General features: G+C 33.4%; 22 protein-coding genes and 2 pseudogenes. 23 read left to right on the top strand and 1 reads right to left on the bottom strand.

The genetic code is table 11. The annotated features are described in order from the left end of the window. Window positions 1-8 precede the first annotated feature (8 nt). The 16 genes and pseudogenes from ACLKMH_RS14455 to ACLKMH_RS14530 all read left to right on the top strand — a co-directional run bounded on the left by ACLKMH_RS14455 (window position 9) and on the right by ACLKMH_RS14530 (window position 16,304). The gene (locus ACLKMH_RS14455) at window positions 9-377 is read left to right on the top strand and encodes a hypothetical protein (protein WP_413698791.1); all 369 of its coding nucleotides are present in this window, start codon (window positions 9-11) and stop codon (window positions 375-377) included. A 243-nt stretch (window positions 378-620) separates the two neighbouring features. Then, window positions 621-794: a hypothetical protein gene (locus tag ACLKMH_RS14460; RefSeq protein WP_413698792.1), complete on the top strand. Its 174-nt coding sequence runs from the start codon at window positions 621-623 to the stop codon at window positions 792-794. A gap of 47 nt (window positions 795-841) precedes the next feature. Beyond that, window positions 842-1,387: a DUF6418 domain-containing protein gene (locus ACLKMH_RS14465; RefSeq protein ID WP_413698793.1), complete on the top strand. Its 546-nt coding sequence runs from the start codon at window positions 842-844 to the stop codon at window positions 1,385-1,387. 222 nt (window positions 1,388-1,609) lie between these two features. Then, window positions 1,610-2,140, top strand: coding sequence for a hypothetical protein (locus ACLKMH_RS14470; RefSeq protein WP_413698794.1), 531 nt, complete (start codon window positions 1,610-1,612; stop codon window positions 2,138-2,140). A 39-nt stretch (window positions 2,141-2,179) separates the two neighbouring features. Then, on the top strand, window positions 2,180-2,362 hold the full coding sequence (locus tag ACLKMH_RS14475; protein ID WP_413698795.1) for a glycosyltransferase: 183 nt from the start codon (window positions 2,180-2,182) through the stop codon (window positions 2,360-2,362). Window positions 2,363-2,486: 124 nt separating this feature from the next. Next, entirely contained in the window at window positions 2,487-3,746 is a 1,260-nt protein-coding gene (locus ACLKMH_RS14480) for a glycosyltransferase (RefSeq protein ID WP_413698796.1), read from the top strand. Window positions 3,747-3,911: 165 nt separating this feature from the next. Beyond that, a pseudogene (locus ACLKMH_RS14485) lies at window positions 3,912-5,326 on the top strand (mannose-1-phosphate guanylyltransferase/mannose-6-phosphate isomerase). A 3-nt stretch (window positions 5,327-5,329) separates the two neighbouring features. Then, window positions 5,330-6,751: pseudogene (locus tag ACLKMH_RS14490) on the top strand (phosphomannomutase). Between the two features lie 84 nt (window positions 6,752-6,835). Continuing rightward, window positions 6,836-8,002, top strand: a complete 1,167-nt coding sequence (locus ACLKMH_RS14495; protein ID WP_413698797.1) for a nucleotide sugar dehydrogenase — start codon at window positions 6,836-6,838, stop codon at window positions 8,000-8,002. Between the two features lie 206 nt (window positions 8,003-8,208). Continuing rightward, the gene (locus tag ACLKMH_RS14500) at window positions 8,209-8,613 is read left to right on the top strand and encodes a VanZ family protein (RefSeq protein WP_413698798.1); all 405 of its coding nucleotides are present in this window, start codon (window positions 8,209-8,211) and stop codon (window positions 8,611-8,613) included. 430 nt (window positions 8,614-9,043) lie between these two features. Beyond that, the gene (locus tag ACLKMH_RS14505) at window positions 9,044-10,438 is read left to right on the top strand and encodes an undecaprenyl-phosphate glucose phosphotransferase (RefSeq protein WP_413698799.1); all 1,395 of its coding nucleotides are present in this window, start codon (window positions 9,044-9,046) and stop codon (window positions 10,436-10,438) included. Between the two features lie 387 nt (window positions 10,439-10,825). Then, the gene (locus tag ACLKMH_RS14510) at window positions 10,826-12,013 is read left to right on the top strand and encodes an outer membrane beta-barrel protein (RefSeq protein WP_413698800.1); all 1,188 of its coding nucleotides are present in this window, start codon (window positions 10,826-10,828) and stop codon (window positions 12,011-12,013) included. Next, window positions 12,010-12,573 (top strand): polysaccharide biosynthesis/export family protein, encoded by a 564-nt coding sequence (locus tag ACLKMH_RS14515; RefSeq protein ID WP_413698801.1) that lies wholly within the window; start codon window positions 12,010-12,012, stop codon window positions 12,571-12,573. The genes ACLKMH_RS14510 and ACLKMH_RS14515 overlap by 4 nt, the downstream gene beginning before the upstream one ends. Window positions 12,574-12,736: 163 nt before the next feature. Beyond that, window positions 12,737-14,878: a GumC family protein gene (locus tag ACLKMH_RS14520; protein WP_413698802.1), complete on the top strand. Its 2,142-nt coding sequence runs from the start codon at window positions 12,737-12,739 to the stop codon at window positions 14,876-14,878. Between the two features lie 6 nt (window positions 14,879-14,884). Continuing rightward, window positions 14,885-15,625 carry a tyrosine-protein phosphatase gene (locus ACLKMH_RS14525; protein ID WP_413698803.1) on the top strand — a complete coding sequence of 247 codons (741 nt, stop codon included), beginning with the start codon at window positions 14,885-14,887 and terminating at the stop codon, window positions 15,623-15,625. A 28-nt stretch (window positions 15,626-15,653) separates the two neighbouring features. Continuing rightward, the gene (locus ACLKMH_RS14530; RefSeq protein WP_413702353.1) at window positions 15,654-16,304 is read left to right on the top strand and encodes a VpsP family polysaccharide biosynthesis protein; all 651 of its coding nucleotides are present in this window, start codon (window positions 15,654-15,656) and stop codon (window positions 16,302-16,304) included. Window positions 16,305-16,556: 252 nt separating this feature from the next. On the opposite strand, the gene ACLKMH_RS14535 is transcribed toward ACLKMH_RS14530, so the two are convergent. After that, complete coding sequence (locus tag ACLKMH_RS14535) at window positions 16,557-16,736, bottom strand: DUF6435 family protein (RefSeq protein ID WP_413698804.1); 180 nt, start codon at window positions 16,734-16,736, stop codon at window positions 16,557-16,559. Window positions 16,737-17,187: 451 nt separating this feature from the next. Here ACLKMH_RS14535 and ACLKMH_RS14540 point away from each other — a divergent pair, with 451 nt between their 5' ends. Genes ACLKMH_RS14540 through ACLKMH_RS14570 form a run of 7 tightly spaced genes read left to right on the top strand, consistent with a single transcriptional unit; the run spans window position 17,188 to window position 19,958 of the window. After that, complete coding sequence (locus ACLKMH_RS14540; protein ID WP_413698805.1) at window positions 17,188-17,385, top strand: hypothetical protein; 198 nt, start codon at window positions 17,188-17,190, stop codon at window positions 17,383-17,385. Next, window positions 17,367-18,098 carry a transporter substrate-binding protein gene (locus ACLKMH_RS14545; protein ID WP_413702354.1) on the top strand — a complete coding sequence of 244 codons (732 nt, stop codon included), beginning with the start codon at window positions 17,367-17,369 and terminating at the stop codon, window positions 18,096-18,098. The genes ACLKMH_RS14540 and ACLKMH_RS14545 overlap by 19 nt, the downstream gene beginning before the upstream one ends. Further along, on the top strand, window positions 18,001-18,318 hold the full coding sequence (locus tag ACLKMH_RS14550) for a transporter substrate-binding protein (protein WP_413702355.1): 318 nt from the start codon (window positions 18,001-18,003) through the stop codon (window positions 18,316-18,318). Before ACLKMH_RS14545 ends, ACLKMH_RS14550 begins: the two co-directional genes overlap by 98 nt. After that, window positions 18,315-18,692: a hypothetical protein gene (locus tag ACLKMH_RS14555; protein ID WP_413698806.1), complete on the top strand. Its 378-nt coding sequence runs from the start codon at window positions 18,315-18,317 to the stop codon at window positions 18,690-18,692. Before ACLKMH_RS14550 ends, ACLKMH_RS14555 begins: the two co-directional genes overlap by 4 nt. Before the next feature lie 26 nt (window positions 18,693-18,718). Continuing rightward, the gene (locus ACLKMH_RS14560) at window positions 18,719-18,886 is read left to right on the top strand and encodes an ANTAR domain-containing protein (protein ID WP_413698807.1); all 168 of its coding nucleotides are present in this window, start codon (window positions 18,719-18,721) and stop codon (window positions 18,884-18,886) included. Between the two features lie 2 nt (window positions 18,887-18,888). Further along, complete coding sequence (locus ACLKMH_RS14565; RefSeq protein WP_413698808.1) at window positions 18,889-19,740, top strand: ABC transporter permease; 852 nt, start codon at window positions 18,889-18,891, stop codon at window positions 19,738-19,740. Window positions 19,741-19,796: 56 nt separating this feature from the next. Beyond that, on the top strand, window positions 19,797-19,958 hold the full coding sequence (locus tag ACLKMH_RS14570; RefSeq protein WP_413698809.1) for a hypothetical protein: 162 nt from the start codon (window positions 19,797-19,799) through the stop codon (window positions 19,956-19,958). Window positions 19,959-20,160 lie beyond the last annotated feature (202 nt).

Here is a 20,160-nt window from a genome sequence, read left to right on the forward strand (position 1 = left end):
GATAAATAATGAATATTTCAACTCCTAGACGGGGATTCACATTTTTAATTCTACTTATAACTTTTTGCCTTACTCTATTGGCAACTATTTCTAATGAATTAAATTTAAGTGGTTTATCATTTATAATTTTTTGTGGATATGTCTTTCATTTTTTGAAAGTGTCACCGTATGTTGCAATTCCCTTACTCGGATTCATTTTTATACGTTTTACAGAGCTATTGTCTGGAATATTTATAGAGAATGGAGGATATTTAACTGAAACGGGACTATTTGGTGAAGTAACTGGTGCTTTCATGAAGCTAACGTTTTACTACATTATTTTTTTGAATTTGTCAGTGTTACTTACAATTTTTTTGATGCAAAAAAATAAAACTTGATAAGAGGTTTTTAACTAAACCTATTGTGACTTTAGCCATAGTTATATTTTCAACTGGACTCATTACGACAGCATTTATAGCTGGCATAGTTGATGGCTTTGCTTTGATTCAAGGAGTAAATAGGTTCACTTTCAGAGAAAATTCTGGAAGTGTATTACTAACTTTTTTCTTAATAATAGGTTTATTGCTTTAACACTACTTGGTGTTTTATTTGCAGGCTCCAGAGGGAATAAGCACTCCTTTGTGGCTGTTTTTATAGCATTAATGATTATTGTTTTTTCTGCGCTTCATGGAGAACAATTTATGACAAATATTTCCTTATTTTTAGCCTTTTTTATTGCACCATTTTTAATGGAATTAACAAAAGGAAAAAGTGTTGTAAAAAATATCATTATTATTGGAATTATAGGGGAGTGATTGGTATTTTTATAGTTACCCTAGCTTATTCGAGGCAAGGGTATTATTTGGAAGATATAATTGAAAATCGCTTGTTATTGCAAGGGCAGTTGTGGTTTGTTGCAGATCTGTATCAATCAGATAATTTAGTAGGTTTAGATTCATTTGTTAGAAATATACCTTCATTTTTTCATTTAAGTACAAATGAATTTATAAAGCCAATAATACCATTTGGTATGCGTGAATTAATGTTTATTCATGCGGTTCCTAGTGTTTATGATATTTATATAGAGAATAATGTGACTTTTACTATGGGACAAATGGCAATGTTATTGTTTTGGTTTGGTTACTTAGGGATGGTAATACCTTTGGTTTTTACGGCAGTATTTTTTGGAACTGTAATCTATTATTTAAACAACGCAATTTTACGTTTTGATGTAATTAGCATTTTATTAGCAAGTAAAATTTTTATGTGGTTTGTTTTTGGATTTCAGCAAGGAGAGTATTGGTATGTTTGGGGGATAAAAACGATGATTTTTTGTGTCTTTGTTTATTTATTTGAAAAGTATAGAAATGCATTTGGTATTAAATTTTTAGAAAGGGCTCAAGGGTAAACAAAATGAATATAATTTGGTTTTTAGGTCCGAAGGAAAGTGCTTGGAATGGCGTTGGTAAGTATAGTGAGTTATTAATTAATGAGTTATCTAAAACTGAAAATCTAAGTATAAACAGTATATATATACCTTACAAAGCAAGGAGCATGATGAGATATGTATATCAATTTTTATTGTATCCTTGGCTTTTGATAAAACTTTTTTTCATATTCAGTAGTTGTGTTGTATCAAGAAGATTTAGTTTTCTTATTGCCAATTGCAAAATTGCTTAAAAAGAAAGTTATAGTTATCTATCATCATGTACCTTTAGCCAGCCAAAATGAAAGTTTCATTGAAAAAGTTAAATTGTTATATCTGAAATTATTATCTATTTTTATAACATTAGCAGATAAAGTAGTTACACCTTCTATAGAATCAAGTATTGCAATTTCGAATAAATTAGGGATATCGGATGATTGTTTTTCAATAATTTATAATAGCTTTGATTTCAATGAACTACCTTTAGACCCGAAGTTGAATTGCAAAAAAAGTTTTCTTAAATCACATGGTATTCCTTATAAAGGAAATGAAAAAATTCTTTTAACAGTCGGAAGTGATGAAAGTAGGAAAAATTTATTTACTCTTTTACAGGGAATTTCAAAATTAGACCAAAATGAATATGTCTTCATTAAAGCGGGTCGCGTAATGGTTCCTGATAATAATAAACAAATGATTGATTTTATCTCAAAAAACAAACTAAATGTTTTTTTCTAAAGGATTTAGATGATGATAACTTGAACATATTATACTCACATGCAGACCTATACCTTTCGCCTACTGTCGCACGAAGGGTTTGGACGAACAGTAATAGAAGCACAACATAGAGGCACTCCTGTAATGGCATCTAAAATACCTGTTTACGATGAGGTTTTAGGTGATAGTTATGTACCGATAGATAATTACCAAACTCCCAAAGCGTGGCAGACATGCTATTGAAGGCTTTGGATTTTCGAATGATAATTTAATTTCGAGCGGTAAACAGAATTGTTTAAAATACAATATTAAACACGTTGCAAGTGCGTTTTATAAAATATTGCAAAATATATAATAAGGAATTCGAATGAAAGTTTTATATATTTCTTCTAGGGCACCTTTTCCAAAAACAGGAGGTAGAGAGTTTATGATTGCACAAAGTTTATCCTTTCTAGTTTCTGAGTTTGACACTCATTTGATTTGTTTTCATGGAAAAAATGATTCATTTAACCAGAAAGAAATCAAAAATTTAGGTTTGATGAGTGTTAATTACATTCTAGTGCCATCTGCCATTAATTTATTTAGAAATATAGTTGTAAGAAAGCGCGCATCTTTACAGGAGCACCTATATTTTTCGAATAAGAATTTAAGTATTATAGAACAACATATTGATAATATCTCACCAGACGTAATCATATGCGACATGTTACGAACTTCACAGTATATAAGAATGCGAAATAAACCTTTGATCATTGACTTGGATGATATTCTATCTAATCGTTACGAAAAAATGCTTCAAGGTAATTCAAATCATTCAGTTTTAGGTACTTACACTGATAGATTGCCACAATTTATGGGGGCTGTTGAGTCTTGGTTTCGTAAGTCAATACTAAATCATGAAAAAATAAGAATAAAAGAAGCTGAAAGAAATGCTGTTTCACAGGCTAATAAGTTGATTTCAACCTCTGAAAAAGAAGCTTCCATTTTATCTGAAACATATTCAACAGATAAAGTAGTTGGTATTCCTCAAGCAATCGATTACGTGCATAAAACGTATACTAATATAACTACACATATTGATTTGATTTTTGTTGGAAATTTAACCACTGCACAAAATATTGAAAGTGTACGTTTTATCGTCAATGACGTATTTGAAGAATTAGATCTGTTAAATCTAGAATTTAAACTAAAAGTTATTGGTAAATATGATCATCGAGTTGAAAAGATAATTGCTAATTTCTCTCAACGTGTTGAATTATTAGGGTTTGTTGATGATATGGCCTCTGTTGTTAGTAAAAATTCAATTGCTATTGCAACCGTGGCTTTTGGGACAGGTATTAAAACAAAAGTTTTAGATTCTATCGCTTTAGGAATCCCAACAGTTACAAATACAGTAGGTTCAGAAGGGCTTAACTTGGTTAATGGGGTACATGCTATAGTTGAGAATGCTCCTTCCGCAATAGCATTTCAAATAAGAAAAGTTTTTTATTGTCATAAATTTGCAAGAAACCTTTCTCAAATGGCTAGTAAGTATTTAATTCAAAATCATTCGGTTGACTTATTAAAAGCTAGATATATTCAGTTAGTACGTGAAGCTCAATTAGACTTTAAAACATCAAATGAATGATAGAAGCTGTTAAAATAAAATAAAATAAAATAAAATAAATTAAATTAAACTTCAACAGAACTCCTGTATGAATTATTTTAATAAATCCATTATAAAGTTTTCAATTTAAAGTCATTAATATTATTTGGTGGCTTATTTATAGTTTGATATCAAAGGAATGAATTTATGATTTTACCCGTAATTATGTCTGGTGGCAGTGGAAGTCGTTTGTGGCCTTTATCTCGTGCTTTGCATCCGAAGCAGTTTTTAGCATTGTTAAATGAAAAAACCTTATTGCAAGAAACTATTAATCGTCTTGATAACACTGTTTGCCTTGACCCTTTGATTATTTGTAATAACGAACATCGATTTATTGTTGCTGAGCAGTTACGTGAAAACAATACTGGTTCAAGTGGCATTATTTTAGAGCCGGTGGGAAAAAATACCGCGCCAGCAATTGCCTTAGTCGCTTTAGGCGCCATTGAAAATGGTGAAGATCCATTATTATTAGTGCTTGCCGCTGATCATGTCATTAAAGATGTTAAAGCCTTTCAACAAGCTGTTTTAAATGCAGGTAAATTTGCTGAGCAAGGTAAACTCGTTACCTTTGGCATAGTGCCACATCAAGCTGAAACGGGTTATGGCTATATTAAACAGGGGCAACAACACATCCAAGATCAAGCTATTGGTTTTACGGTTGATTGCTTTGTTGAAAAGCCGGATTTAGAAACAGCAGAAGGCTATCTAGCCTCAGGTGAGTATTTGTGGAATAGCGGCATGTTTTTATTTAAAGCTTCTCGTTATCTTGAAGAACTTAAAAAGTTTTCCCTGAAATGCTAAAGGTTTGTGAAGATGCTTATCTAAGTAACTCTCAAGATTTAGATTTTATCCGTATTAGCGAAGAAATATTTAGTTTATGTCCTGAAGATTCAATCGATTACACTGTAATGGAACGAACTCAGTCAGCCGTTGTTGTGCCTATGAACGCAAACTGGAGTGATGTCGGTTCGTTTTCTTCTTTATGGGAAGCGAGTGAAAAGGACGAACATGGCAATGTTAATCGAGGTGATGTTATCAATCATAAATCGACCAATTCATACATCAATGCTGGTCATAAGTTAGTAGCGACGGTAGGTATTGATAATTTGGTAATTGTCGAAACAAAAGACGCGCTTTTAGTCGCTAATAAAGATCAAGTTCAAGATGTAAAAGCGATTGTTGACAAACTTAAAACTAAAGATAGATACGAATATAAAAATCAACGTGAAGTATATCGCCCTTGGGGTAAGTATGATTCAATAGATTCTGGGGTGCGTGATCATGTAAAACGCATTACCGTAAAACCGGGGCAAAAATTATCTATTCAAAAACATTATCATCGTGCTGAACATTGGATTGTTGTTTCTGGTACGGCTAGTGTCACTAATGGCGATAAAACCTTTTTAGTCACAGAAAACGAGTCTACTTATATTCCTTTAGGTGCTATTCATGCCCTAGAAAACCCAGGAAAAATACCATTACAAATGATTGAGGTGCAAACTGGTAGTTACCTTGGTGAAGATGACATTATTCGTTTTGAAGACAGATATGGTAGGGCTTAAGCTATGAATACGGTGATAACACCTGCATCTAAAATAATCAAGCATAGTAATATCGCTTTTGGTACAAGTGGTGCAAGGGGATTAGTGACAGATTTTACCCCTCAAACCTGTGCGGCTTTTACCTTAGCTTTTTTAAGCTCAAATTCAGATTATAAACGTGTCGCCATTGCCATAGACAATCGCCCTAGTAGTCCTGAAATTGCCTTAGCTTGTATTTCAGTCTGCAGAAAGTATTGGCGTTGTTGTCGATTATTATGGTGTCATTCCTACACCTGCTTTGGCATACACATCAATGTTGGATGGTATTGCGGCCATTATGGTCACAGGTAGCCATATTCCCTTTGATAGAAATGGGCTTAAGTTTTATCGCCCTGATGGTGAAATAAGTAAAGCGGATGAACAAGCCATTTTAAATGCGTCAGTGGACGTACCTATTATCACTTCAAACCTTCAATTACCTGCTGTTTATCAAAAAGCATCGACACAATATGTGCAACGTTATTTGTCGCTTTTTAATGAAGGTTTATTAGCTGGTAAAAGAATTGGTATTTATGAACACTCTAGTGCTGGGCGTGATTTATATGCCGGCGTTTTTACTCAATTAGGTGCGCAGGTAGTTAGCTTAGGACGTAATGACCATTTTGTGCCTATTGATACCGAAGCAGTAGCCGAAGAAGATATTAAGCAAGCGCAACATTGGCAAAATGAATATCAATTGGATGCAATTTATTCAACAGATGGTGATGGTGACCGTCCATTACTTTCTGATGAAACAGGTACTTATTTACGTGGCGATATTTTGTGTCTATTGGCGAGCACAGTATTTACAAGTAGAAGCATTAGCTGTGCCGGTTAGTTGTAATTCTGCCATTGAAAGCTGTGAAAAATTTACTCAAGTATTGCGAACTAAAATAGGCTCCCCTTATGTTATTGAGGCATTTTCAACTTTAAATCAAGAGTATAAAAATATCGGCGCCTTTGAAGCCAATGGTGGGTTTTTATTAGGCTCAGATATTCAAGTTAATGGAAAAGCTCTTAGCGCTTTACCTACAAGAGATGCACTTTTACCTGCTTTAGCTGTGTTAGCTTTTGCTGGTTCAAAACCTATATCTATCTTCGCTAAATGATTTGCCTGATAGTTTTACTGCAAGTGATCGTTTACAAAACTTTAGCAAAACTGACAGCTTAGCGATTTTAGCAAAAGCTGAAAACCAGACAATTTCATTTTTAAAGCAAATTGGCCTCGATTCGTTTAAGGTGCTATCAAGTGATAAAACAGATGGCTTACGTTTAAATTTAACCGGCCAGGTTGTTGTTCATCTTAGACCTTCAGGAAATGCTCCTGAACTAAGATGTTATGTTGAATGTGATAGTCAGTTAAAAGCGGAAAAATTAGTTAAACAGGTTTTGTCTTCATTAAAGTAATAGTTAGCTCTATGAAAAGTGTGATATAAATATCATTTATCAAGCTAGTGTAAAAATTGTAGAAAAATCAAATAAGGAAACAGTATGAAAATCGCCATTGCAGGGACTGGATATGTTGGTTTATCAAATGCTGTTTTATTAGCGCAACACAATGAAGTGATTGCTGTTGATATTATGGAAGAAAAGGTTACTTTAATTAATAACCAGCAGTCTCCAATTTCCGATACTGAAATTGAAGATTTTTTAAAAAATAAAACTCTTAATTTAACTGCAACTTTAGATACTCAATTAGCTTATCAAAATGCTGATTTTATTATTATTGCGACACCAACAGATTATGATCCGGTTAGTAATTATTTTAATACTAGTTCGGTTGAAGCCGTTATAAGGTTGGTTATGCAGATTAATCCAAATGCCGTCATGGTCATTAAGTCTACTGTTCCGGTTGGATATATAAAACGAATTTCTGAAGAGTTAAATTGCTCAAATATTATTTTCTCACCAGAGTTTCTACGTGAAGGGCGAGCGTTATACGATAATCTTCATCCGTCACGTATTATTGTTGGTGAAGTATCAGAACGCGCGAAAACCTTTGCAAATTTATTAGCGCAGGGCGCTGTAAAAGAGAATATTGATATTCTATTTACTGATTCAACCGAAGCAGAAGCAGTTAAATTATTTTCTAATACTTACTTAGCAATGCGTGTTGCCTACTTTAATGAGCTTGATTCCTATGCAGAATCTCATGGTTTAAACACTGAACAAATTATTCGAGGTGTGGGTTTAGATCCACGTATTGGTGATCATTATAATAACCCTTCCTTTGGTTATGGTGGTTATTGTCTTCCAAAAGATACCAAACAATTACGTGCTAATTATGAGCATGTTCCTAACTGTTTAATCAATGCAATTGTAGATTCTAATACAACACGTAAAGACCATATTGCTAATTCGATTTTAAAACGAAATCCAACTGTCGTGGGTATATACCGTTTAATTATGAAAGCAGGCTCTGATAACTTCCGTGCTTCAAGTATTCAGGGCATTATGAAACGCCTTAAAGCAAAAGGCATTGAGGTTGTTATTTATGAACCTGTAATGGCAGAGGAATCATTTTTTAATTCCAAAGTGATTAAAGACTTTAATGAGTTTAAAGCTTTGTCTGATGTGATTGTTGCGAATCGAATGGTTGATGAAATTAAGGATGTTGCTGAAAAGGTTTATACACGAGATTTGTTTGGAAGTGATTAAAAGCGACTATTAGCTCGAGCTGTCAGCTATCAGTAAAGACAAAAGATAAGGGCAGTTGTCATCTGTCAGTATGGTCAAAGGATAAAAACAGCTTTATAGCAGAGAGTTCGGAGAAAAGTAATAAGGTGCTTATATATTCAAGGTTTTGTTTTTGTTTTAAATTCGTCAATTTAGAGGCGAGGGTTATAGATTTTAGTGGTGAATATATGAATAAAAAATCCATCTCACAAGTAATGGATTTATTTTTAATTATGTTGGTTATTACTCTTGCGTTTCTTTCGCTTAGTAAATCTACCGGCTTTCCGGCATCTGCAAATTATGTTGAATCTTTATTTGGTTCGGATAAATCACTTCACTTTTTTGCTGGTATGGTTGTTACATTAGCTGTATTTCGATGGTTATTTTTTATATTAGAAAGTAAATACCTTAAAACTTTTGTATTAACTACGATTCTATCTTCTTCGATTTTGTCTGCCGATGAATTTAGTCAGGTATTTAATGTTTATCGTCAGTTTAGTTTTTATGATCTTTATGCGGGCTTTTTAGGTTTGTTGCTTGGATTGATTATCCTGCTCTTATTTTGTAGTTTTTCTGTTAGAAGTAAAGATTAAAAATAGCTATTAGCTTCGAGCTGTCAACCATCAGTATTGTCAAAAGACAATAACAGCTATTAGCTTCGAGCTATCAGCTATCAGCTATCAGTAAAGTCAAAAGCAAAGTCAAAGGCGGTTTTACCACGGAGGACATAGAGAGCACGGAGAAATGAATTTAAGGTTTTACAATCAAAGTCTTTTGGTTTTTGGTTTTTAATTCGTGTTTTTCGTGTAATTCGGTGACAACTGTTTTTAGGGTGTTTTTTGTTTTTTAATATCTCTAGCGACAGTTGAATATCTGATCTTTAATTTACAATAAATTATTGAATTGATTATTGTTATTTTTATGTAAACTAATTGTTTGTCTATTCGGATGGCCTTTGTTATGATGATCACACTTTTAAATTGACAATTTTTGATTTAATACTATGAAAGGATTTCATAAAGCATGAGTGGTTATATTAAGGACAATGTTAATCAATTTTCTGCTTTATACCGAATCGTTGATTTTTTGGGCATACAATTCGCTTTATATTTTTGCGCAGAAATTCACTCTGTGCCCTTGAGTGATACTTATATTATGATAGGGTTAATCGCTTCTATTTCATTTTCTCTTTTTGGTGAAAGCCTTCAATTATATCGTTCCTGGAGGACAGGCTCCTTTGCTCGACTAGCTCTGTATACTTTTTTAAGTTGGGCTGTGGCGGCGTTTGCTGTAACTAGTTATTTATTCTTTAGTAAAACAAGTGTTGAAATATCACGTTTCGTTATAGGCATTTGGTTTATTGGAAGTGCTGTTTCTTTAGTTAGTTGGCGCATGTTATTTCGATTATTTTTATTTAGCCGTAGACGTAAAGGGGCTAATACCCGTAATGTAGCGATATTTGGTTTAACCAGTTCAGGTGTTCGTTTAGCGAAGGAATTTGTTAATCATCCTGAGACTGGTTTTACCTTAGATGCCTTTTTTGATGATAGAGAAAATGAGCGACTACCAAAACAGTTTCAAGGCCGATTAGCTGGAGGTATCGATGAAGGCGTTAAGTTAGCTAAAAAAGGTAAGTTTGATATTATTTATATTGCTTTACCTCTAGTCGCTCAAAAACGTATCGAAGAAATCCTCAGGTCACTAGGAGATACCACTGTAGATGTACATCTAGTACCTGACTTTTTTACCTTTAATTTAATGAACGCACGTTTAACCCATGTGGGTAATACACAAACTATCAGTGTTTATGAATCACCTTTGAGTGGATTATCATCCTTAGCTAAAAAAGTTGAAGATATTATTGGTGGTACCTGTATTTTAGCTGCCATTGCACTACCGATGTTGATTATTTCGATTTTAATAAAACTTGATTCTCCAGGGCCGATTGTTTTTAAACAGAAACGTTATGGTTTAGATGGCAAACCGATTAATGTGTGGAAGTTCCGCTCGATGAAAGTCGAAGATAATGGCGCAGTGGTGAAGCAAGCAGTAAAAGGTGATGCACGTATTACCAAATTAGGGGCATTTTTAAGACGAACCTCCTTAGATGAATTGCCACAATTTATTAATGTAATGCAAGGGCGTATGTCTATTGTAGGCCCTAGGCCTCATGCTATTGCTCATAATGAAGAATATAGAAGCCTAATAGATTTTTACATGTTACGTCATAAGGTTAAACCTGGCATTACTGGTTGGGCGCAAATAAATGGCTGGCGTGGCGAAACAGATACCTTAGAAAAAATGGAAAAACGTATTGAATTCGATTTATATTACATTCGTAATTGGTCGTTATTATTAGATATCAAAATTGTTTTTTTAACTATTTTTAAAGGTTTTGTGAATAAGAATGCATACTGATTAAGCTACGAGCTACGAGCTACGAGCTACGAGCTACGAGCTACGAGCTACGAAGGTCAAATAGGTTTTTTAGCTACTAGTGGTAGAAGAGTTGTGCTTCTTAGGGAATGTAACAAGATTTGGGCTACTAGTTGTGCATTTCTAATGGCAAATGGAGTTTTGATAGTTGCTGGCTGTGAGTGATTATTACAAAAAATAAATATTATACGACTATAAAAATAATAAAGCTAACCAGCTACAAATAGTTAGTAGTGTTTAAAAACACCATAAGGTTTTATACGAGTATAAATAATAAGGTGAATCAGTGTTATGGATCCTGATTTAATAAAATTAATACGCTATTATCAACATAATAATAATTTTCAATAATTATTTAAGGATGAAGAAATGAAATATTTACCTATTTTATCGCTAACCGCATTAAGTGTTTCAAGTGCTTGTGCTGAAAACTTTGACCCTGCACCCTTTGAATTAACTGATGGAATATCTCTTATTCCTCAAATCGAAGCGACAGTTCGTTATGATGATAATATTTATAATGAAGAAACAGATGTTACTTCTTCTTCTATCTTTTTATTATCACCTTCTTTTATGTTGGGCACTGATGATGGTATTAATCGTTATGGTGCTCTTTATAAATTAAGTTCAGGTACTTACTCTAACAGTAGTGACGACAACTTTGTTGATCATAATTTATCTCTTTATGGACATACTGAATTCAGTGATAAACAACGTACTGATTTCAATCTGGCTTTTGAAAATACCCATGAAGATAGAGGTAGTAAAACAACAGAGGGTGATGCTTCTTCATTTGATGAACCTATCAAATATAATTTATTGACTGCTCAAGGTTACTTTCAATATGGTGGCATAAATTCAATTATGCGTGTTGGTGGTGGTTTGTCTTATACAGATAAAACCTTTACTAACTTTGAATCTACTACTAAATACAGAGATGTTGGTAAATTAAAAATCTTTACTGATGCTGATTACCAAATCGGTAGCGTGACTTATTTAACTTTAGAGTTGAACACAACAGATGCTCAATATGATTATTTAGCGACCGGCAGTGATAGTCTTGATAACAGAGATACTCGTGTGCTATTCGGTGCAAGATGGGATGGGTTGGCTAAAACAACCGGTATTATGAAAGCGGGTTATCAATATAAAACATTTGACAGCGATAACCGTGATGACTTCTCTGGTGCAACTGTTGAAGTTGGTGTTGAATGGAAGCCTGTCGAACACACTTCTTTTACTGCTAATGTAAATAAGAGCGCGGAAGACTCTGATACTGTAGGTGATTACATCGATTCAGTAGGTGGTTCTCTATCATGGAATCATGATTGGACTACTGATTTTGATTCAAGTTTACAATTTATTTATGCTAACGAAGACTATGTTGGTACAACTCGTGAAGATGATACAACTTATGCTATGTTGTATTTAAATTATGATTTAACTCGTTGGATGCAAGTTAAAGCTGGTTATGAATATACGACTAAAGATTCAAACTCTTCTGATATTAGTTATGACAAAAATGCTGTTAGTTTAGGGGTTGTGGTTGCATTATGATAAAGACATTAAATTTGAACTTTAAGCAATTATTTTTTATTGCATTATCAATGCTAACTTCATTAGTTGTTAATGCTAATGAAGTTAGCAATTATCGTTTAGATGCTGGCGATGAAATCAGGATTTTAGTCTATGATGAACCAGATTTAACGTTAGAATTAACGATAAATGATGATGGTAATATCAATTTTCCGCTAATAGGTCTTATTTCTGTCACAAATAAAACAACACCTGAAGTACAAGCATTAATTCATAATGGTTTAAAGGGAGATTATTTATTAAACCCTTCCGTGCAAGTAGATATTATTACTTACCGTTCATTTTATATTCATGGTGAAGTAAAACAACCAGGTGGATACCCTTATAAACCTGGTTTAAATATTGATCAAGCTATTGCTTTAGCAGGAGGTTTAACAGAGAGAGCTTCTGTATCCAAAATATATATTAAAGATTCTAAGAGCACGAACGACGAAGGGGATAAGGTAGATTTAACTTATGCTGTATCACCTGGTGATATTATTACCATAGAACAGAGCTTTTTTAATCTAACGAATATTTAATAAGTTTTACTTTTAGTCATTTAATTTTTAGCTCATTCTTTTGAGCTAAAAATTGATCAGGAAATGGACCCTAAATCATTATGCAACTAGACAATCAATCTGCAGATTCACAAGAACAAATTATCGACCTAAAAGTTTACTGGCAGATAATTATGAAAGTAAAATGGAAAATTCTATTTTTTTCTTTTTTACCACACTTTTGGTTGCTATTTTTGTTATGGGGTTAACCCCAATTTATCGTTCTACAGCCTCTTTATTAATTAAAGCAGACACTGAAAAAACAGTTTCTATCGATTCTGTCTATTCGGTTGATACCTCAAGAAATGAATATTTTTTAACCCAGTATGAAATTCTTAAGTCTCGAGCAGTAGCAGAGCAGGTTATTGATAAGCTTAATTTAGAATCACATAAAGAATTTCTTCCTGATGAAAAAGATGATCTTGTATCGCAATTCAAAGCCCAAGTTAAATCTATTATAGATTCTTATTTACCTGTGGAAATGGTCAATACTCAAGCTGACGAAATTCTTGATAAACGTCGTAATAAAGTTAAATTAATTGAAACATTCTTAGAAAAATTGACTATTAGTCCGGTTCGTAAAACTCAATTGGTTAATATTTCCTTTGATTCGGAAGATCCTTTGTTAGCGACGCTTGTGGCTAATACGGTTGCAGATACTTATATCACTCAGGAAATGTCGGGACAACTTGATTCAACCAAAAAAGCGGCTGGTTGGTTAAATAGTCGTTTAGATGAATTACGTTTGAATTTAGAAAATTCTATTAACGCATTAGAAGCTTACCGTATAAAAGAAAACCTTATTGATATTGAATCTAAGGGTGTTCGAAGTATTGCTAGTGATGAATTACAAAGTATTACTGAAAGCTATTTAAAAGCTAAAAAAGTACGCTTTGAAGCAGAAACTATTTATTTGTTTGTTAGTAAAATTAGAGGAAATGATATTGATGCTTTAATGAGTTTACCTGAAATAAGTAATCATCCATTAATTGAAAACATAAAAGATCTTGAAAATCAGGTACAACAAACAGTCTCAGAGCTAAGCTTTCGTTATGGGCCTAAACATCCAAAATTAATTGCGGCTAAAGCACAGCTTACTTCTATCAATAAGCAATTAGCACAACAGGTCGCTAAATTGGTTAAAGGTATTGAAAAAGAATTAAAAGCGGCGCAAGACAATGAGCGTCGTTTTGAACAAGAGTTAAAAACTGAGAAAGCAAAATTTCAAAATGTGACTAGCAAAGAACAGGGCTATTTGAAATTACAACGTGAAGTTGATGCTAATCAGAATCTTTATGATACTTTTGTAACGCGTTATAAAGAAACTGAAATCACAACAGATTTAGAAGTACAACAAGCTCGAGTCATTGACCAAGCTGAGATTTCTATTGATCCCGTTAAGCCAAATAAAAAGTTAATTGTGTTATTAGCCTTTGTTGCCTCTTTTGGTTTTGCTGTGGTATTAACTTTTGTGTTAGACGCACTAAATGACAGTTTCAGAACGGCACAGGAAGTTGAAGGTGCATTAGGTGTTCGTTTGCTTGGCTTGTTACCATTAATTCCTCATAAACGTAAAGAGTCTTTACCTTCTCATACTTATTTTGATGAAAAACATAAAGGCTTTGCAGAAGCGGTGCGAACTTTGCGTACTGGTTTTGTTTTATCACATATTGATAATGATCATAAGGTAGTGGTCGTTACTTCTTCTATTCCTGGTGAAGGTAAAACAACAACGTCGATTAACATTGCTTTTGCTATGGCGCAAATGGAGAAAACGTTATTGATTGAAGCTGATATGCGTCGTCCAAGTTTTACGCGTATTTTTAACTTACCACCTTATCAAGCAGGTTTATCTAATGTGATTTCAGGAACTGAGAAATTAGCTGATGCAATTATTCATGATGAAAAATCTGGTTTAGATATTTTGTCCGCTGGATTTATTCCACCAAATCCTTTAGAACTTTTATCTAACGCTAAATTCGAAGCTTTAATGATGGTTTTAAAAGATAAGTATGATCGTATTGTTATTGATTCTGCTCCTACACAAGCAGTGAGCGATGCATTAGTACTAGCTAAACAGTCTGATTCAGTAATTTATGTTGTTCGTTCTGAATCAACGAAACAAGGCATTGTTAAAAAAGGTATTTCGCGGTTAATGGAAATTGAAGCCAAAATTGATGGGATTGTGCTTAATCAAGTCAACATCAAGAAGGGTGGAAAAGACGGTTATGAAGGTTATTATGATTATTACGGTTATGGCCAGGAAAATAATGGTAAATCTAGTTAGCCTGTAATGATTGATTTACACAGCCATATATTAGTTAATATTGATGATGGTGCATCTTCTATGGATGAAACTATCACAATGATCAATCAGTCATTAGAGAGTGGTGTCACTAAAATATTAGCCACACCACATATTCATTTAGGCACTTTTGATAATGATATGCATATTATTAAAGGGGCTTTTACTAAACTAACCGAACACTTACAAACTTCTGAAAATAAAATATCTTTAGCATATGCGGCAGAAGTGCGTATATGTCCTGAAATTATGATTTTAGCCAAAACAAAACAACTCCCTTTTATGGGGAAGTGGTTGGGCAATGATGTTTTATTACTTGAATTCCCACATAGTCATATTCCTCCTGGTAGTGAAAAGTTAATAGATTGGTTATTAAAAAATAATATTCAGCCTATGATTGCTCACCCTGAACGAAACCGTGATCTTTGGGAGTTTCCTGAATTATTACGACCATTTAAACAGCGTGATTGTTTATTTCAAATCACAGCCTCTTCTTTATTGGGGGATTTTGGTGACCGGTCGCAACAATTGGCTTGGCAAATGATCGAAAAACAAGAAGTAACCATTGTTGCTTCAGATATGCACAATTTGAAGCGTCGACCATCAAAAATGAAAGAGGCTTTTGAGGACGTTAAGTCACGTTTCAGTGAAAATGTTGCTAAAAAGTTGTTTGTGGAAACACCTGATTTAATTTTTCAGTCAAATTCAACTATTTGGACTGCTCAGTGAAAATAAAATTGTTTCGTTATTTGTTGATATTAACCGCACTGACGGTGATTTTTTTGCTACTAAGTATGCCTTTGCAAATTTGAGTTATTTAAAGGTAGATAGCTATTTAATACGCTGGCAGGAAAACAAACAAGTACAACAGGTTGAAATGGATGATGCACTGAATGCAACTCAAACGATGCTTTTTTTACATGGTCATTTTCCGCATTATTTAAATGTAGCTGCCAAGGTTTATGAATGGCAGGCCTACGCAAATTACGGCGATACACATTTATACCAAACATCACTTTCTCAAGCATTGAGCTATTACCAAAGGTCAACGGAATTACGCCAACAATGGCCTTTGACATGGATTTTTATGGCTAATGTTAAAGCTAATCTTAAACAACTTGATGAAGACTTTTATTTTTATATTAAACAAGCGGTTAAATATGGCCCCTATGCCTATGAAGTAAATTTGCAAGTTGCTAAGTTTCAATTGCTTTACTGGGGGCAGTTAATTGATTTTCCAATCAAAGAAGGATTGGAACATATTAAACGAACTTTAAGAAATAATAAGTCTCGTAATGACCTGTTAAATTATGCGAACTCTATTGGACGTACAAGTATTGTTTGTACTGTTGCTAAACTAAATGACGTACAAAGTGCAATGCGACATTCTATTTGCCGTAAAAAATAGTTAAAATTACTATAGAGAAAATCTAAAGACAGTGGACACCTAATTACACTAAGAACACGAATTAAAAACAAAACCATTAAAGCAATTTTTCACCACAGTCAGATTACATTACACAAAGAAAAACAATACCAAAATCTTTTTGCCTAACCTCTGTGTCCTCTGTGGTAAAAATGTATTTATTTTTCTTTTAATCCGACAGAAAGCTAACAGCTCGAAGCTAATAGCTGTTTTTAATTCGCTTAACCCTTGAAACTAAGCACTTTCTGAAGCTTCTAAGTTTTCAATTTTAACTCTAATTTCCTCTGCTTCAGCAGTTATTATTGAGTATGATTTAATATCACCATTTCGCTGTGCATTCATTGCCTGTTCAAGTTTTTGAAAATAGTCTTTGTTTAAGCTTTTAATTGGATCTTTTTTGAAAAATGAGAACATATCGAGTACCTTTTGATTGAGTATTTTCAGTTATACGTAACAATAGTTTTTTTAGTTCAAATAGAGTTATTAATTTAACGCTTTTAAATGTTTATTCTTGTATTCCTAATTATCAATTGATAAAAATATGGATCTTATTTTTGAAGCGCGACTAAACAGTAGTTAAATAAACGATAAGTCTAAGCGTAAGATATAGAAATGCGGAAACGAAATTAACTATTCAGTAATGTAAATTTATAGTGCAATTAAAATTGGCACGGAAATTTCATTGTAATACATATACAAGTATAAACATGAGCATTCTAAGAAAATGCGCACCAGTTTAAAGCATTAATAGAACTGAAATGGTGCAAGATATAAGACTCATATAAAAGCATCAAAGGTAACGAAGCCTAAAGTAAAACTTAAACGTTTTACTTTAGGCTTTTTTTCTTTTTTTAGGGATTATTTTATGAAGGAAATTTCAATAGGTTTGTTATTTTCAACGGACGGCTCTTATCGATTTATGGGAAAAAGTGCATTAGAAGGTGCTCTATTTGCAATCGAGCAAATAAATAAAATTGAATCTTATCCTTTTAAATTAATTGCAGAGTCAGAAAATCCTAAAGGAATCGATGAAAGTTATGTTTCATCGATAAGGAACCTTTAAACAAAGGTGTTAATCATTTTTTTGGGCCAATAACCTCTAGTGCCCGGAAGGTGCTATTACCTGAAATTCAAAAAAATAAGGCGATGCTTTGGTTTAGTAGTCCTTATGAAGGTTATGAATGTGAAGAGCAGGTTGTTTACTTAGGGCCTTGCCCAAATCAAAATCTATTACCTTTAATGGATTATGCGATTCCAAAATACGGAAATAAAGTTGCTTTAGTCTCTTCTAATTATGTTTGGGGGTGGGAAAGTAGTCGAATTGCGAAAGAAATAGTTAAGGCAAATTCAGGAAGTATTGTATTTGATGCACTATTTCATATGCAAGAAACTGATTTTAGTTTATGTATAAATAATATATTAAAAGAGAGCCCAAGTTTTATCATTAATAACCTAGTGGGTGAATCAAATTATTCTTTTCTAAAACAACTAAACAATTCTATAAAAGAAAACACCTTAATGAGAGTGCTTAGTTGTAATTTAACTGAGTGCGAATTAGCCGTTTTAGGTGATTTACCCAATTTAGAGTTGATAAGTTCAAATCCATTTTTTGAATCCACAATTACACCTGAATTATCTGATAAAACATCGTCCCTAAATAAAGCAAACAGATCTGGCTATTTCTGGAGCGACCTATTTATCAGTATTTGCCTTTGCAAAGGCGGTCAAATTAAGTCAATCCTTAAGTACTCAAGAAATACAATCGATATTGCCTGAAATTGAATTATTAAGCCCCAAGGGTGAATTAATTAAGTTAAATGAAAATCACCATACCAGCCTGCCTTGTACAGTAGCACTTAGAGTAAACGATTATTTTAAAAGTGTACGAGAAACAGAACTGATACAACCAAACCCATTTATGTCGTTTCAAAATGCCAGAGTAACAGCCAAAGTGATTGAACTTTCATCTTATTCTAAAGGATTAAAAGCCATATGAAATCTGATAATAATAAAATATACGTTTTATCTAACAAAGAAAGAGATATAGCAAGTATTGAGAAAGTGGCCAATCGATTAGGGCTTTTAACCTCTCAATTTAATAATGCAGATTTACCTGTAGACAATAACGTCATTATATTTGATGTCGCAACTGTTCTTGAATTTAACGATAGATCTATATTTGAGCAAAACAGGCCACTTATTGCGCTTGTTTCTCATGCTACCCCATCCGAGATTCAACATGCTATGGAGCTTGGTGCACATGCTGTCCTAACACGTCCGATACATCAGTTAGCTTTATTATCTACGTTGCAAGTTGCTCGAATATTATTCAAAAAAATGAAGAAAAAGATAACCAATATAACCATTTAAAGCGTAAACATTTATCTCGCGACTTTGTGATTAAAGCGGTCATTCTATTTATGGAAGAATTCAAAATAAACGACCAAAAAGCTTATGAGATGATCCGTACAATCTCTATGTCTAAAAATATTGAAATAGAAACGCTATGCGAGTCCTTAGTTAAAAATACCAATTGTCATCATGTATATAACAAGGAAGCGTAAATATGTTTTTAAAAACTCTTTGTAATAGGCCCTCTAATATTTTTGCTGTTTTAATAGTAATAATTCTGGTTGGTTGTGCAACTTTTGCACCTTGGTTAGCTCCCTTCGATCCAACAGAGCAATTTTTTGATGGACTGACAATGGAAGGGGCGCCATTACCTCCCAATTCTAGGTTTCTTTTAGGAACTGATTTACTCGGTCGAGACTTATTATCGCGAATTATTTATGGTTCTCAAACGTCATTAATGATTGGCATTGTTGCTAATAGTGTTGCTATTTTTATTGGTGTATTAGTGGGAGTCATTGTCGCTTATGTAAGAGGGTGGTTAGGCTCAATATTGATGCGTTTTACTGACCTGATAATGGCATTTCCTGCTTTATTACTAGCTATTGCATTAGCGGCTATTTTCACACCAAGCATATGGATTGTTGCGATGGTTATAGCAATGGTAAATTGGGTTCAAATAGCGCGAGTAATTTACTCTGAAACATTAGCGATTAGTGCAAAAGATTTCGTGATGGCAGAAATTTCAATTGGTATTTCTCCACTAAAAATCTTGTTTTCTCATATTCTTCCTCATCTTTTACCCACTATTCTGGTATGGGCTACTTTAGGTATTTCAACAACGGTATTACTTGAAGCAACACTTTCTTATTTAGGGATCGGTGTTCAACCACCAACACCAAGCTGGGGTAATATCATTTTTGAAAATCAGACCTATTTTACTATTTCTCCTTGGTTAGTTTTTATTCCTGGTGCCGTCATTGTTTTGTTATCACTTAGTTTCAATCTTCTTGGTGATGCCTTACGTGATGCACTTGATCCAACACTTAATGGGAGAGATGACGCATGATTCAATTTCTTATCAAACGAATACTTTATGCTTTTCTGATACTCATTGGAGTATCAATGATCACTTATGCACTCCTATATCTCATACCCGCTGATCCTGCAAGACAAATAGCAGGAAGAAGTGCGACTGCAGAAACAGTAGAAAATATACGTAATCAACTTGGTTTAGATCTTCCTTTTTATCAACAGTATTTTCAATATCTTTGGAATTTACTATAAGGAGATTTTGGCCGTTCTTGGTTACAAAAACTGAGGTTTCAACTTTAATCGCGACGCGTTTGCCAGCTTCTCTTGAATTAATGGCGGCTGGAATCGTTATTGAGTTAATTATTGGGCTTAGCCTTGGAATTTTCTGTCGCCCTTAAAAGAAATACGATTATTGACCGTATGGTAATGATAACGTCATTTGTAGGCGTGTCAG

This window comes from Psychromonas sp. KJ10-10, assembly GCF_047323245.1.
GTDB lineage: Bacteria > Pseudomonadota > Gammaproteobacteria > Enterobacterales > Psychromonadaceae > Psychromonas.

Excerpts from the sequence above, each read along its gene's own strand:
- ACLKMH_RS14540 (WP_413698805.1), top strand. The coding sequence starts at position 17,188 with ATGAAGGAAATTTCAATAGGTTTGTTATTTTCAACGGACGGCTCTTAT.
- ACLKMH_RS14515 (WP_413698801.1), top strand. The coding sequence starts at position 12,010 with ATGATAAAGACATTAAATTTGAACTTTAAGCAATTATTTTTTATTGCA.
- ACLKMH_RS14565 (WP_413698808.1), top strand. The coding sequence starts at position 18,889 with ATGTTTTTAAAAACTCTTTGTAATAGGCCCTCTAATATTTTTGCTGTT.
- ACLKMH_RS14475 (WP_413698795.1), top strand. The coding sequence starts at position 2,180 with ATGCAGACCTATACCTTTCGCCTACTGTCGCACGAAGGGTTTGGACGA.
- ACLKMH_RS14570 (WP_413698809.1), top strand. The coding sequence starts at position 19,797 with ATGATCACTTATGCACTCCTATATCTCATACCCGCTGATCCTGCAAGA.
- ACLKMH_RS14555 (WP_413698806.1), top strand. The coding sequence starts at position 18,315 with ATGAAATCTGATAATAATAAAATATACGTTTTATCTAACAAAGAAAGA.
- ACLKMH_RS14510 (WP_413698800.1), top strand. The coding sequence starts at position 10,826 with ATGAAATATTTACCTATTTTATCGCTAACCGCATTAAGTGTTTCAAGT.
- ACLKMH_RS14505 (WP_413698799.1), top strand. The coding sequence starts at position 9,044 with ATGAGTGGTTATATTAAGGACAATGTTAATCAATTTTCTGCTTTATAC.
- ACLKMH_RS14500 (WP_413698798.1), top strand. The coding sequence starts at position 8,209 with ATGAATAAAAAATCCATCTCACAAGTAATGGATTTATTTTTAATTATG.
- ACLKMH_RS14535 (WP_413698804.1), bottom strand. The coding sequence starts at position 16,736 with ATGTTCTCATTTTTCAAAAAAGATCCAATTAAAAGCTTAAACAAAGAC.
- ACLKMH_RS14495 (WP_413698797.1), top strand. The coding sequence starts at position 6,836 with ATGAAAATCGCCATTGCAGGGACTGGATATGTTGGTTTATCAAATGCT.
- ACLKMH_RS14525 (WP_413698803.1), top strand. The coding sequence starts at position 14,885 with ATGATTGATTTACACAGCCATATATTAGTTAATATTGATGATGGTGCA.
- ACLKMH_RS14480 (WP_413698796.1), top strand. The coding sequence starts at position 2,487 with ATGAAAGTTTTATATATTTCTTCTAGGGCACCTTTTCCAAAAACAGGA.
- ACLKMH_RS14455 (WP_413698791.1), top strand. The coding sequence starts at position 9 with ATGAATATTTCAACTCCTAGACGGGGATTCACATTTTTAATTCTACTT.
- ACLKMH_RS14520 (WP_413698802.1), top strand. The coding sequence starts at position 12,737 with ATGGAAAATTCTATTTTTTTCTTTTTTACCACACTTTTGGTTGCTATT.